Origin of the sequence: Variovorax sp. PCZ-1, from assembly GCF_018413605.1 — a bacterium.
Classification (GTDB): domain Bacteria; phylum Pseudomonadota; class Gammaproteobacteria; order Burkholderiales; family Burkholderiaceae_C; genus JANMDU01.
Genome location: NZ_JAHCDN010000001.1, coordinates 637632 through 651467, shown reverse-complemented (window position 1 = coordinate 651467; position 13836 = coordinate 637632). Strand labels below are relative to the sequence as shown.

Sequence of the window (13836 nt, the reverse complement as noted above, 5' to 3'; positions counted from 1 at the left end):
GCCTTGAACTCTGCCAAATCTGCACCCGCGTCTCCACTTATTCGCCCTGAAGCCTTGGATGCTCAGCGCACCAAGCTTGTTGGGCATGTGTTGCTCGTGCCACGCTGGTCCACCTTCTGGTTATCTTTGGTTTGTGCGTTGCTTGGGGTTGCCATTCTTGCACTTCTGTATTTTGGCAACTACACCCGCCATGCCACGGTGAGTGGTCAGTTGCTCCCCAGTGCAGGTGTGATGCGTGTCACCACACCGCAAGCTGGTGTGGTGCTGGAGCGCAAAGTCAGCGAAGGGCAGATCGTCAAGTCTGGCGATGTGTTGTTTGTACTCAGCAGCGAGCGCTTCGCAACACGCTCCACGCCAGCTAATGCGAACAATACCAATGCATCAGGCGGTACGCTGCAGCAAATTGGCGAGCAAATTCAACAACGACAAAAATCTTTGGCTGATGACATGGCTCGCAATCAAGCCTTGAATGCTCAAGAGCGCAGCTATCTACAGCGCCGCGCCAGCACTTTGCAGAGCGAGGCTCAGTTGATTGAGAAACAGATCGAGCAACAGCGCTCGCGTCTGAGTGTGGCCGAAGACACACGAAAACGCTACCAAGGCTTGGCCGATAAAGACTACATTGCTCGCGAGCAACTGACGCAAAAGGAGCTGGATCAGTCAGAGCAGCAATCACGCCTGCAGGCCTTGCAGCGTGACTTGATCAGCAATCAACGTGAACAAGCCAACACCAGTCGTGAGCTGCAGGGTTTGGACAACCGCTTGGCAGCGCTCAATGCGCAACTGCAACGCAGCATTGCCAGCGGTAGCCAAGAATTGGCCGAGGTAGAGTCGCGCCGTCAAGTGCTTATCACAGCACCACAAGAAGGCCAAGCCAGTCTGCTCACTGCCGAGCCTGGGCAGTATGTGGATGCCGGCAAGGCTTTGGCCAGTATCGTACCAGCGCAGGCTCAGCTGGAGGCGCGCTTGTATGTTCCGAGCCGTCATATGGGCTTTGTGCGCAAGGGCGATGCCGTTTTACTGCGCTACCAAGCCTACCCCTACCAAAAATTTGGCCAGCACGCTGGTGTTGTCACTAGCATCTCCAGCGTGCCCACATCAGCCCAGGATCTGGCTGGCTTTCAGCTGCCTGAGCTGGCTCAAGCTGAGCCGGTGTATTCCATCACGGTCAGCCTTAAAAATCAAAGCATCGCCTTGTATGGCCAGCCGCGCGCATTGCAGGCCGGTCTGCGCTTGGAAGCGGACATGTTGCAAGAAAAGCGCAAACTCTGGGAGTGGATGCTGGAGCCGCTCTACAGCATGACAGGGAAGATCGCACGATGAGCTGGACCAGTGCCATTTCCCTGTCTGGGCGAGCTAAGCTACCACTGTTGCTGCAGAGCGAGGGGGCTGAATGCGGCTTGGCCTGCCTGGGCATGGTCTTAGGCTATCACGGCGTGATGACCGACGTCTCCACGCTACGCCGGCGCTATTCGCTCTCACTGAAGGGCATGAATCTGGCCACATTGGCCGAACTGGCCGCACAAGAAAAGCTCGGTCAACGCGCTGTACGACTGGAGCTGGAGGAGTTGAATCAGCTGCGCCTACCTGCTATCTTGCACTGGGAGCTCAATCATTTTGTGGTGCTCAAAGCCGTACAGGGGCAGCGCGTCGTCGTGCTTGACCCTGCTGTGGGAGAACGCAGCCTGAGCATGGCGGAAGTCTCCAAGGCTTTTACAGGTGTGGCTTTGGAGCTATGGCCCAACCCAGGTTTTGCGCCACGCGAAGAGAAGACGCCGATCACGCTGCGAGGTCTGATTGGCCAGGTACGTGGTCTGCTACCGGCTTTGACCAATATCTTGCTACTGTCTCTGGCGCTGGAGATTTTTGCCCTGGTCAGCCCCTTATTTTTGCAGTGGATCACGGACCACGTCTTGGTTTCGCGCGATACCGATCTGCTGGCCACGCTCGCCTTTGGATTCCTGATCGTGCTGGCCTTACAGCAACTCATTGGCTTGCTGCGAGCTTGGTTGTTGTTGGGCATCAACACCAGTATTCGCGTGCAATGGCATTCCAACGTCATGGCACATTTGCTGCGTTTGCCGATCGCTTACTTCCAAAAGCGCCATTTGGGTGACATCATCTCTCGCAGCCAAGCTATCGATGATATTCAACGCACACTAACCGCCACCTTTGTTGAGGCTGTATTTGATGGTTTGCTGGTGTTGCTTTCCTTGCTGCTGATGTTCATCTACAGCCCCTTGCTGACAGCTGTCGCTTTGCTTGGTGTGATTTTGTATGCTTTGCTGCGCTGGCTGCTTTATGCACCGATGTATGCAGCCACCGAAGAGCAAATTTTGCGCTCAGCCAATCTCTCCACGCACACGCTAGAAAGTATTCGCGGTATTCGTGCACTGAAGCTGTTTGGCAGACAAGCGCAGCGCCATGGCGCTTGGCAAAGTCTGCTGGTAGCGCAAACCAATGCAAACTTGCAACTGCAGCGCCTGAGCATCGTGATGCGCTTGGTTGCCAACACCTTGGCCGGCTTGTCGATCTTGGCTATTCTCTGGTTAGGCGCTCAGCAAGTGCTTGCCAATGCCTTGAGCATCGGCATGCTGTTGGCATTTCTCGCCTATCGCGGCCAATTCGAGCAGCGCATGCAAGATTTGATTGGCAAGGCCATTGACTTCAAAATGTTGCGGCTTTATGCGCAACGCTTGGGCGATATCGCTCTCACACCTGCCGAGCCCACACAGACCACCCTTGAGCGAGAGCCTACTGGGCTCTCAGGTGATTTGGTGCTTCAAGGCCTGCGCTTTCGCTATGCCGATCAGGAGCCTTGGGTTCTGGATGGCCTGAACCTGCGTATTACGGCGGGCGAGTCAGTCGCTATTGTGGGTGAATCCGGCTGCGGCAAAACGACGCTGGTGCATTTACTACTGGGTGCTTTGCAGCCAAGCGATGGACAGTTAAGCCTAGGTGGTAAATCTCTCGAGCAGATTGGCCTGGATCGCTGGCGCAAGCAAGTGGGTACGGTGATGCAAGACGACACATTGTTTATGGGCTCGTTGGCCGATAACATCTGCTTTTTTGATGCACAGCCTGACGCAGAGCGTATCGAGCATTGCGCACACTTAGCCGCCGTCGCAGAGGATATCGAAGCCATGCCGATGGGCTACCAGACGCTGGTGGGCGATATGGGCACTGTGCTCTCAGGTGGGCAAAAGCAGCGTGTCTTGTTGGCGCGTGCTTTGTACAAACAACCCCAATTTTTGATTTTGGATGAAGCAACGAGCCATCTGGACGTGCGCCGTGAAGCACAGGTCAATGCCAACTTAGTGCAAATGCAGATCACACGCATTGTGGTCGCGCATCGCCCGCAAACCATCGCCGCCATGCAGCGCGTCGTGGCCATTGATGCAGGTCAAGTTGTTTTTGATGGTCCAAGCGCCGCCTATCTGGCTCAGCTGCAAAACCCATGACACTGCGATCGCCTTTGCCCCAAGCTGCAAGTCGTGTAGCGATTCTCATCTTTCTTGCTTATTTGCCTATCCATGCTGCGGCACAAGCGGAGATACTTGAATTGCGCATGAGCGCGCAATTGAGTAGCCTCGGCGCATCAGAAGGAAATACGGTCGCGCAGCGTGTCGCCGCTCAGCCCTTGTCACTACCCGACGCATCGTCTTGCCATCCCAGAGCCATCGCTGCTCAGCAAGCCCTGAGCTTAGCGGATGTACTGGATCGTATGCTCTGCCAGAGTCCTAGTCTGCGTCAGGCCGTCGCTGGCATTGCCGAGCAGCAGGCTAACCTCACATTGGCTGAGTTGGCCCAGCGCGCGAGGATGAGCGCCACGCTTGAGGCTAATACCTCACAATCGCCCGCAACCACCTTGCTGGGGCCCACCCGTGCACGCAGCGCCAGTGCAGGTTTAGCACTGAGCTGGGTGCTCTTTGATTTTGGCGCACAACAAGCACAGGTGCGTGCAGCACGCAGCACGGTGCAAGCAGCCATAGCAGCTCAATCCAATGCAACACTTGTTCAAATCGGTGAAGGCCTGCGTTTGTACATTGAGGCTCAAACAGCCAACCTGCGCCTACAAAGTTTGCAAGAAGCGGTACGAACTGCCCAGCAAAGCGCCGAGATTGCGCAAGGCCGCCATGCTGCGGGTGCGGGCAGCTTGTCTGAGAAACTACAAGCTCAAACGGCATTAGCTCAAACCAAACTGGAACTGCTCAAAGCACAGGGCCAATGGCAAGTCATCCGAGGCAACTTGGCTGTGGCTTTGGGTTGGCCCGTGCGTCAACCACTGCAATTGGCCTCACTTTTGGAGGATTTGCCCACGATACCAGCAACCGATGAGTCACCAGAACAATGGGCGGCTTGGATGGCCGATCTCACGCAAGATCACCCGCGCTTGCGCAGCTTGCGTGCTGATATTGACAATCTTCTCGCCCGCAGGGATGCCGTACAAGCTGAGAGTCGGGGTAGCGTCAGCCTGAGTAGCTCGGCCTCGCTCACGCGCGGCCTAGGGGGCACCTCGGGGCGCGAGACGGATCGTGCACTCAATGTAGGTATTCAGGCCAACATCCCTTTGCTAGAAGGCCGCGCTACGGCAGCGCGAGAAGCGCAAATCAGTGCGCAGATCAACCAACGCAAAGCACAGCTTGAGACCCAGCAAGGTGAGCTTGAAAACGATCTGTGGCGTGCTTTGCTGCAATGGCAAACCGAAAAGCAAAGCCTGCAAGCCAGCCAAATTTTCTTAGACGCAGCCCGCCAAATGCAAGAAGTCGCTCTTGGGCGCTACAAAGCCGGTATCGGTGCCATGATGGAGCTGCTTAACGCCCAAAACGCATACAGCCAAGCCGTCTTTCAGAACAACAGCGCGCAGCTTAATCTCCTGCAAGCCCAGCTACGCCTCAGTCTGGCCAGCGGTCAGCTGGGCACAATCAGCACGACGCTTTTCAAACGCCCATAAAAAAACCTCCCGAAAGAGGTCGTTTTATCCACCTGTGACTCAGGTCGGTGGGGGTGGCGGTGGGGGCGGAGGTGGTGGGGGGGGAGGCGGTGGCGGCGGTGGAGTACCACCTCCACAGCTAGGAGGAGGGCTGCAGGGCGGAGGGGGAGGGCTGCACCGACCGCCTGAGCGACGACGACGGCTACCGCCACCGGCTATCGCCATCATCTCATCAAGGCTAAGTTGTCTCAAAATAAGCTCCTTTACACAGATGGCTATAAGTAACAAGGAGTAACTTTAACCCCCTGTAAACGATTGTAGCTTAAGTGTAAAGTTCTCATGTAATAAAGTGTATCTCGATATTACTTCAGCACTCAAAATGCTTTTCAAGCCTATCTGGCGTCTTGATCAACAACAAAGCCGAGAAGTCTTGGGCAAATGCGCCATCAGAAATTCCATCTGATCCGCCAAGATGCGTCGGTTGCGCAAAATGAAATCCTCCCACAGACTGGGCACATACGGCGTGTAAAGCAAAGGCATGCGTGCTTGCTCTGGTGTGCGAGCAGCTTTACGGTGATTGCAGCTCTTGCAAGCAGTCACAACGTTCATCCAATTGTCTAAACCGCCTAAAGCATAAGGATTGATGTGTTCTCGGGTGAGATCTTCTTCATGGAAATGGTTGCCGCAGTAAGCGCAGATGTTTCGATCGCGAACGAAGAGTTTGCTATTTGTGAGACCGGGGCGCAGATCGAAAGGGTTGATCTCGGGCACACCCTTGGTGCCGACGATGGAAGAAATGTGAATGATGCTTTGCTCGCCCGTGATGGCGTTATGCCCACCGCGAAACGTCGCCACGCGCTCGCCCACCTCCCAGCGCACCTCTTCGGCGGCATAGTGAGTCACCGCTTGCTCTAGGCTGATCCAACTCTGTGGCAGCCCTTGGGCAGATAGCTTCAAGACCTTCAAAACGCACCTCCAGCAGTAAAAACCGAACTAGAAAAAGCACCTAACCGTCTTAAGTCACAATATACAGCATAAACGTGTATCTTTTATGACCGAAAACACCTACTCACCGGCATGGAATCTGCGCGAAGTGCTATCAATTTAGTAGAGAAAATCGTGCTTTTATGAACGTCTTTCGCGGCCTGAATCATCCCGGCATTGCCCCCGCATGCGCAGTGACGATTGGTAACTTTGATGGCGTGCACCGTGGCCATCAGGCCATGATTGCGCTGCTTCGCTCGGAAGCGGCACATCGCGGTGTGCCCAGCTGTGTGATGAGCTTTGAGCCACATCCGCGTGATTATTTTGCGGCACTGGCTGGTAAGCCTGAACTTGCGCCCGCTCGCATTGCTACTTTGCGAGACAAACTCACTGAGCTGGCTCAATGCGGGGTGGATCAGGCTGTGATCTTGCCGTTTAACGCACAGCTCGCCAGCCTCTCGCCACAAGCCTTCATTGATGAAGTGCTGGTCAAAGGTTTGGGTGCGAAATACGTACTCGTAGGTGACGATTTCCGCTTCGGCGCCAAGCGTGCGGGCGATTACGCGACTTTGGATGCGCAGGGGCAACTCAAAGGTTTCGATGTAGCCCGCATGCAAAGCTACGAAGTGCATGGCCTGCGCGTCTCCAGCTCAGCCGTGCGTGAAGCACTTGCGCAGGGGCGTATGAGCGATGCCGCCAAACTGCTCGGCCGGCCTTACAGCATCAGCGGCCATGTGGTGCATGGGCGCAAACTAGGGCGCGAGCTGGGTAAAGATGCCCATTTGCCAGGTGGCTTCCGCACGCTGAATCTGCGCTTTTCCTCCAAATCACACGCTTGGAAATGCGCCGCCAGCGGCATCTTCTGCGTGCGCGTGCATGGGCTAGGAGACAAACCACTGGATGGCGTGGCCAATCTCGGCATCCGTCCCTCACTCGATGCCAACGATGTGAACGGTGGCCGTGTGCTGCTAGAAACCCATATCCTCGACTGGCCAGCTAGCCTGGGCCAAGAGCACGGCTACGGTAAAATCATCCGCGTGGAACTCCTGCACAAACTACACGACGAGCTCAAATACGACGGCCTCAATGCCTTGACGGAAGGCATTGCCCGCGACGTGGTGGCTGCGCGTGAATATTTCGCCCAGAGCAGCACCCGAATTTGAAGGGGCAGCCGCCCCGCTTCACTTCATCCTCTAGCTTGGTCTCTGCACCAACCAAGAGAACGCAAAAAGCGTAAAAATGCGCAAAAGACGCAGAAAACACCTGATGAACTCTTTGCGCCCTGCCCATTTATTTTGCGTTTTCAATATTTTCTAGAATTTTTGTCACGCCATGTCAGAACCTACCGATTACCGCAAAACCCTCAATCTCCCAGACACGCCCTTCCCCATGCGTGGAGATCTGCCCAAGCGTGAGCCAGCTTGGGCGAAGGCTTGGGACGAGCAAGGCGTTTACAAAAAACTGCGCGCTGCCCGCCATGGCTGCGAGAAATTCATCTTGCATGATGGCCCGCCCTATGCGAACGGCAACATACACATCGGCCACGCCGTCAACAAAGTCTTGAAAGACATGATCGTCAAAGCGCGTCAGCTTGATGGCTTTGATGCGCAATATATTCCCGGCTGGGATTGCCATGGCCTGCCGATTGAAAACGCGATTGAGAAATTGCATGGCCGCAATTTACCGCGCGATGAAATGCAAGCCAAGAGCCGCGCATTCGCTACCGAGCAAATCGCTGGACAGATGAAAGATTTCAAACGTCTGGGCGTTCTCGGCGATTGGGATCGCCCCTATCGCACCATGGATTTTCAAACCGAAGCCAATGAAATCCGCGCCTTCAAGCGCGTGATGGAGCGCGGCTTTGTGTATCGCGGATTGAAGCCGGTGTATTGGTGCTTTGATTGCGGCTCGTCGCTGGCTGAATTCGAAATCGAATACGCAGACAAAAAATCTTCTACGCTGGATGTGGGCTTCCTTTGCGCTGAGCCAGAGAAGCTCGCTGCAGCTTTCGGTTTACCAAAACTCGACAAAGAAGCCTTCGCTGTAATCTGGACGACCACCGCTTGGACGATCCCTGCCAACCAAGCGATGAACCTCAACCCTGAGTTAACTTACGCCTTGGTAGACACCGAGCGCGGCCTGATCATGCTGGCCGAAACCTTGGTGGAGAAATGCTTGGAGCGCTACAAGCTCACGGGCAATATCGTTGCTACCACCGTCGGCAAAAAGCTAGACAAGATCAAATTCAAGCACCCGCTCGCGCATGTGCATGCGGGCTACGACCGCTTCTCTCCCATCTTCGTGGCTGACTACGCCACGGCAGAAGACGGCACAGGTATCGTCCACTCCTCGCCAGCCTATGGCGTGGATGACTTCAACTCTTGCGTGGCCAACGGCATCACCATCAAAGACATCTTGAACCCCGTTCAAGGCAATGGCCGCTATGAAGAAGCGCTGCCACTGTTTGGTGGGCTGAATATCTGGAAAGCCTGCCCCGAAATCATCAACACGCTGCGCGATAACAATCGCCTCTTCGCCACGTTTGACATCACCCACAGCTACCCGCATTGCTGGCGTCACAAAACGCCCGTGATCTACCGCGCTGCGGCGCAGTGGTTCGTGCGTATGGATGCGGGCGAAGGTGTTTTCACGACTGATAAAGCGCCCAAGAGCTTGCGTGAGTTGGCGCTTGATGCGATTGAGCAAACCAATTTCTATCCCGAAAACGGCAAAGTGCGTTTGCGTGACATGATCGCAGGCCGCCCCGATTGGTGCATCTCACGCCAGCGCTCATGGGGCGTGCCGCTGCCGCTGTTCACGCACATGGATTCGGGCGAGTTGCATCCGAAGACGGTGGCGATGATCGACTTGGCTGCCGAGATGGTGGAAAAAGGCGGTATCGAGGCGTGGAGCAAAGCGACCACTGCAGAGATCTTCGCCAAAGTAGGCGCTGAAAATCCAGAGCAATACACCAAGAGCACCGACATTCTCGAAGTGTGGTTTGACTCTGGCACGACGCACACCACCGTGCTCAAAGGCAGCCATGGCGATAAAAACGCAGATGATTCTTTCGTGTACTCGCACAACGCAGGCCCCGAGGCTGATTTGTATCTCGAAGGCCATGACCAGCATCGCGGCTGGTTTCACTCCTCGCTTTTAACGGCAGCCGCCATGTATGGCCGTGCCCCGTATCGCGGCTTGCTCACACACGGCTTCACCGTGGATGGCCAAGGCCGCAAGATGAGCAAGAGCATGGGGAATGTGGTCGCGCCGCAAGAGGTGAGCGACAAGCTCGGCGCGGAAATCATCCGCCTGTGGTGCGCATCGACAGACTATTCGGGCGACCTCGGTATCGACGACAAAATCCTCGCGCGTGTGGTGGACACGTATCGCCGTATTCGCAACACGTTGAAGTTTCTGTTGGCTAACGTCAGCGATTTCGATGCAGCGAAAGACGCAGTGCCTTTGAGCGAAATGCTGGAAGTCGATCGTTATGCGCTCGCTCGCGCTGCTCAACTTCAAGAAGAAATATTGGCGCACTACAAGGTGTATGAGTTTCATCCCGTCGTCGCCAAATTGCAGCTCTATTGCTCCGAAGATTTGGGTGGCTTCTATCTGGATGTGCTCAAAGATCGGCTCTACACCACAGCAGCGAAGAGCCATGCCCGTCGCAGCGCGCAAACAGCGCTCTGGCACATCACCCAAGCCATGCTGCGCTGGATGGCACCTTTCCTCTCCTTCACTGCTGAAGAAGCATGGAAGGTGTTTGGGCAATCCGAATCCGGCACGATTTTCACGGAAACCTATTGGAAATTTGAAGGTGCAGACGAAGCGCTCACCGCCAAATACAGCCGTATCCGCGCGATCCGTGATGAGGTGAATAAGGCGATTGAAGCTCTGCGCGCTGAAGGCAAGGTCGGCAGCTCTTTGCAAGCCGAAGTGCAGCTCACCGTACCTGCTGAAGACTATGCCTTGCTCTCAAGTTTCGGCAAAGATGTGAAGTTCATCTTCATCACATCTGCTATTGAATTGGTAGCAAATGGGGCAATGAATATCTCGGTAAAAGCCTCAAATCACACCAAATGCGAGCGCTGCTGGCATTATGTGGAAGATGTGGGTTCAGATGCCGCGCATCCCACCATCTGCGGGCGCTGCGTGAGCAATTTGCACGGTGAAGGTGAGAAACGTACCCATGCCTAAATCCACATTTTCGTCACGCTCCACCTTCCAAGGCATGCTGCCTTGGCTCATCCTCGCCATCATCATCATCTTGGCCGATCAGTTCACCAAGACCTTGATCGTGGGCTACTACAAGCTGGGCGATAGCACGCCTGTGACGAGCTTTTTCAACATCGTGCGCGCCCACAACACTGGCGCGGCCTTCTCCTTCCTCGCAGGCGCGGGTGGCTGGCAGAGATGGTTTTTCACAGGCATCGGCGCAGTGGCCACCATCTTCATCCTTTGGATGCTGCGCAGCCACCATGCGCAAAAGCTTTTTGCTTTCGCACTCGCCTGCATTTTGGGCGGCGCGATTGGTAATGTGATTGACCGCCTGCTGCACGGCTATGTGGTGGACTTCTTGGATTTCTACTACGGCACCTGGCACTTCCCTGCGTTTAACGTGGCAGACAGCGCCATCACCATCGGCGCGTGCTGCTTGATCTTGGATGAAATCCTAAGAGTCAGGCGCGGCGGAAAATAGCTCAGCTAGCGGCCTTTGAAGCCGCAGCAGCTTTCATCGTCGCTTCTTTGCGGTCAGCAGCCACTTTTTGCGCTGCAGGCCGCTCGCCAATCATCTTCATATAAGGCTTGTAGTCGCAACCCATAGCAATCAGCATGTCTTCACCAAACACCGCTTTGGTCGCCATGCCCACCAGCGGCAAATTCACCCAAGCAGCGCAATCCGCCATGGTGAATTGATCACCGCCTGCGACCATGGGTGAGAATTTTGCGAGCTTCATGAAGGCTGGAATGTTCTTCTCTAGCTGCTTTTTCACACGCGCTTGTGAGCCTTCGCTCACTGTGCCGCCAAAGAATGCTTGCGGATAAAGATCACGCGCCACCAGCTCCAGATGTAAATCAATAAACGTGCAGAGCTCACGCACCTTGGCCGCAGCAAACGGATCAGCGGGCAGCAGAGCAGGTATTGGCTGCACAGATTCGATGTATTCCATGATCACTTGGCTCTCACACAAGCCACCTTGTGGTGTGCGGATGAAGGGGATTTTGGCGAGCGGTGAAGCAGAAAGCACAGCCTCATCCGTGCTCTTGGTCATCACCACTTCCTCGGTGAACGGCAAACCTTTTTCAAGCAGTGCGAGTTTGACTTTGTTGTAGTAGTTCGAGACGGGGAAACCGCAGAGGGTGATGGACATGATGTGCTCCTAGTGAATATCCACCAGTTTAGAGCGATCTGCGCGTCTGGGAAGTGTGAGGTGTGATGTAGGCGACTCTGAGAAATTTAAGGCATTTTGAGCATATCGCTAGCGTAGATACTGCGCAGAGTGCTCACAAAATCATAGTGATCAACGCTGTTCAGTGAAAGCCAAGTTCAATCCCAAGCCAGCAAACGCGCCCGCAAAACCACGACGCATCCAGTTCTGCACGCGCTGAGAATTCACAACGAAGCTGCGAAAGCATGCGCGAGCAAACCGTAGACTGCGAAGACGACGAAGGTCATCAGCATGAAGATGCCACTCAAGATCAGCATGTCAGCCAGCGGAGATGCCGCCTTGGGCGAAACGAATTGAGGCAAAAACGCGAGAAAGAAAATCGTGAGCTTGGGGTTGAGCAAATTCAGCAACACGGCTTTCACCACAAGTTGCCATGCACTCGCTTGACTGGGCGCTTGATCGAACGAAAAACCTGATCGATCTTGCCAAGTGGCATAGGCCAGATACAGCAGATAAGCCACGCCCGCATATTTGAGCACGCTGAATGCCAAAGCACTCGTGTGCATGATGGCAGCGAGGCCAAGAATCGTGGCCAGCAAATGCGGCACGATGCCCAGTGTGCACCCCAGCGCCGCCCAGAGGCTCGCGCGCTTGCCGCGCATGAGGCCAGTCGATACCGTGAAGACTGCGCCCGTGCCCGGAATGAGCACGACGATGAAGGAGGTGATGAGGAAGTCAAGGGTGATCATGGGCTCATGATACTTGTTTAACTCATACCAAGCCATTGACGCGGTGAGAACCCTAGGCGCTGTGTAAAAGCCCTGGTCAATGCTGACTGGCTTGAGTAACCCAACTCCAGCGCCAGAGTCTTCAGACTGGCGCCCTCTTTCAAACGGGATTGCACCAAGGTCAACCTCCAATCCGCCAAATACTGAGCTGGCGAGATACCTACAGTCGCCTTGAATTTTGTAGCGAATGCTGTACGAGACATACCGCTGGCATCGGCAAGTTGTTCTACCGTCCATGGTGCGCCTGGCGATTCGTGCATGGCAGTCAGTGCCTTGGCCAGTTGTGGAGACGAGAGCCCCATCAGCAAGCCGCTATCAATTTTGGCTTCGGTTGGGTGATCCAGTAGCCAGCGCAGCAACTGAATCAATACCACTTCAAACAACCGATCCGCCAACACCCGTTGGCCGCATTGCACGCGCTGCGTCTCAGCAAACAACAAATTCAGTGCATCTTGCAATCCATGCACATCTGAAAGCTTGAGCAAAACGAGAGAGGGCAAAGCTTGCACGATGGGGTGCATCTGACCGCCTTCAAATGAAATCTCCGCACATGTGAACTGGGAGCCCTCTTCGGGAGCGTTGAGAAAGTGATGTGTCAAAGGGCGAGGATAGAAGATCAGTGATGGTTCATTCAGCGTGATGTGCTTGGGCAGACCTTTCACGCCTGGATGACGAATTTCCACCGAACCACTCCTGAGCACATGTAAGTAGGCTGTTTGGGCTTCACTTGAAAACACATGCTTACCGCACATCGCACCAGCGAACGACAGCTGTGCATGCACACGAAAACGCTCCAGGAGTGTGGAGAGCCGATCTATCGGTGGCGCAATGCGCTCAGCCGTGGTTTTTGAACGATTTGGCATATTTAAAGCATAAATAGAAACTTATTGTACTGAATACACACGCAAACTATGACCCATGCCGCATCGGATTCGCCTTTGCGTCATTTCTAGTTTGAAGGAATCACCATGAAATTCAGCACATTGAGTCGGCTCACCTCGGTTAGCGTGGCAATCGGCGTAACGCTAGGCAGCAGCTTGGCATTCGCCCATGGCCATCACAGCGGAGGCATCGCCACCAAGCCCAGCCAAGCCGTCAAAGCGCCGTTTGACATCATCCACACCAAGATCACCACAGAAGGCAATGTGGCGATTTTTCATATGGCCGTGTCTGGCAAAGCGGGCGCATCCAAACCCGCCAAATCAGGCAAGCTGGCGGGAAGCTCTGTCTTCTCGTATGTGTGGCCCACAACGCTTGATCCCTCCACCGTGGGCTTCGAGGCCAAGGCAGGCATTCTTGCTTTTGCAGTGACCTCGCATCCCGATTTTGATGACACGCCACTGTTTGACGAGAACGGTGACGGCAATCCCAGTAACGATGGTGATGTGTGGCATTCGCATTGGGTGGTGTTGCAGCCTGATGAGGCCTGCGGCAAAGGCGCGCTCAAAGTGGTGGATATTCCCAAAGACAGCAAACCAAAACTGCCCAAAACATGGCCCGGTCTTCCCATCCTGATCGACAGCCCCGGCTGGAATCCCCTGTTCAAGAAAGAGACTGTGGAAGTGCGTGTGCCTTTCGATGATATCGGCGCTGTTAACGCAGCTACGTTTGATGGCGTGACAGCCGCCTTGCGCGTGAATGCGAGCGTGCATAACCCACTGCTGTGCGTGGTCGATGTCTTCAAGATTGGCTCCGGCAATCTGTCTTTGCCGGGCAAAGTCAACAAGTGATGGCGCAT

Annotated in this window: 11 protein-coding genes; 7 read left to right on the top strand and 4 right to left on the bottom strand. The window is 54.9% G+C overall.

What is annotated here, in order from left to right; genetic code table 11:
* Positions 1-3: 3 nt before the first annotated feature.
* The 3 genes from KIH26_RS03230 to KIH26_RS03220 are packed head-to-tail and all read left to right on the top strand — an operon-like array spanning position 4 to position 4954.
* Positions 4-1323, top strand: a complete 1320-nt coding sequence (locus KIH26_RS03230; protein WP_213442384.1) for an HlyD family secretion protein — start codon at positions 4-6, stop codon at positions 1321-1323.
* Positions 1320-3461 carry a peptidase domain-containing ABC transporter gene (locus KIH26_RS03225; RefSeq protein WP_249660932.1) on the top strand — a complete coding sequence of 714 codons (2142 nt, stop codon included), beginning with the start codon at positions 1320-1322 and terminating at the stop codon, positions 3459-3461. Before KIH26_RS03230 ends, KIH26_RS03225 begins: the two co-directional genes overlap by 4 nt.
* The gene (locus tag KIH26_RS03220; protein ID WP_213442380.1) at positions 3458-4954 is read left to right on the top strand and encodes a TolC family protein; all 1497 of its coding nucleotides are present in this window, start codon (positions 3458-3460) and stop codon (positions 4952-4954) included. Before KIH26_RS03225 ends, KIH26_RS03220 begins: the two co-directional genes overlap by 4 nt.
* Before the next feature lie 387 nt (positions 4955-5341).
* Here KIH26_RS03220 and KIH26_RS03215 read toward each other — a convergent pair whose 3' ends face one another.
* Positions 5342-5899: an HNH endonuclease gene (locus KIH26_RS03215; protein ID WP_213442378.1), complete on the bottom strand. Its 558-nt coding sequence runs from the start codon at positions 5897-5899 to the stop codon at positions 5342-5344.
* 161 nt (positions 5900-6060) lie between these two features.
* Here KIH26_RS03215 and KIH26_RS03210 point away from each other — a divergent pair, with 161 nt between their 5' ends.
* The 3 genes from KIH26_RS03210 to lspA all read left to right on the top strand — a co-directional run bounded on the left by KIH26_RS03210 (position 6061) and on the right by lspA (position 10619).
* Positions 6061-7080, top strand: a complete 1020-nt coding sequence (locus KIH26_RS03210) for a bifunctional riboflavin kinase/FAD synthetase (RefSeq protein ID WP_213442376.1) — start codon at positions 6061-6063, stop codon at positions 7078-7080.
* Between the two features lie 169 nt (positions 7081-7249).
* Complete coding sequence (gene ileS / locus KIH26_RS03205; RefSeq protein ID WP_213442373.1) at positions 7250-10117, top strand: isoleucine--tRNA ligase; 2868 nt, start codon at positions 7250-7252, stop codon at positions 10115-10117.
* Positions 10110-10619 carry a signal peptidase II gene (gene lspA / locus KIH26_RS03200; RefSeq protein WP_213442355.1) on the top strand — a complete coding sequence of 170 codons (510 nt, stop codon included), beginning with the start codon at positions 10110-10112 and terminating at the stop codon, positions 10617-10619. The genes ileS and lspA overlap by 8 nt, the downstream gene beginning before the upstream one ends.
* A gap of 1 nt (position 10620) precedes the next feature.
* Here lspA and KIH26_RS03195 read toward each other — a convergent pair whose 3' ends face one another.
* The 3 genes from KIH26_RS03195 to KIH26_RS03185 form a co-directional block, all read right to left on the bottom strand.
* Positions 10621-11292 (bottom strand): glutathione S-transferase, encoded by a 672-nt coding sequence (locus KIH26_RS03195; protein WP_213442353.1) that lies wholly within the window; start codon positions 11290-11292, stop codon positions 10621-10623.
* 242 nt (positions 11293-11534) lie between these two features.
* Positions 11535-12059 carry a LysE family translocator gene (locus tag KIH26_RS03190; protein WP_249660929.1) on the bottom strand — a complete coding sequence of 175 codons (525 nt, stop codon included), beginning with the start codon at positions 12057-12059 and terminating at the stop codon, positions 11535-11537.
* A gap of 17 nt (positions 12060-12076) precedes the next feature.
* The gene (locus tag KIH26_RS03185; protein ID WP_249660927.1) at positions 12077-12961 is read right to left on the bottom strand and encodes an AraC family transcriptional regulator; all 885 of its coding nucleotides are present in this window, start codon (positions 12959-12961) and stop codon (positions 12077-12079) included.
* 105 nt (positions 12962-13066) lie between these two features.
* Between KIH26_RS03185 and KIH26_RS03180 the strand changes: the two genes are divergently transcribed.
* Positions 13067-13828, top strand: a complete 762-nt coding sequence (locus KIH26_RS03180) for a hypothetical protein (protein ID WP_249660923.1) — start codon at positions 13067-13069, stop codon at positions 13826-13828.
* Positions 13829-13836: the final 8 nt, after the last annotated feature.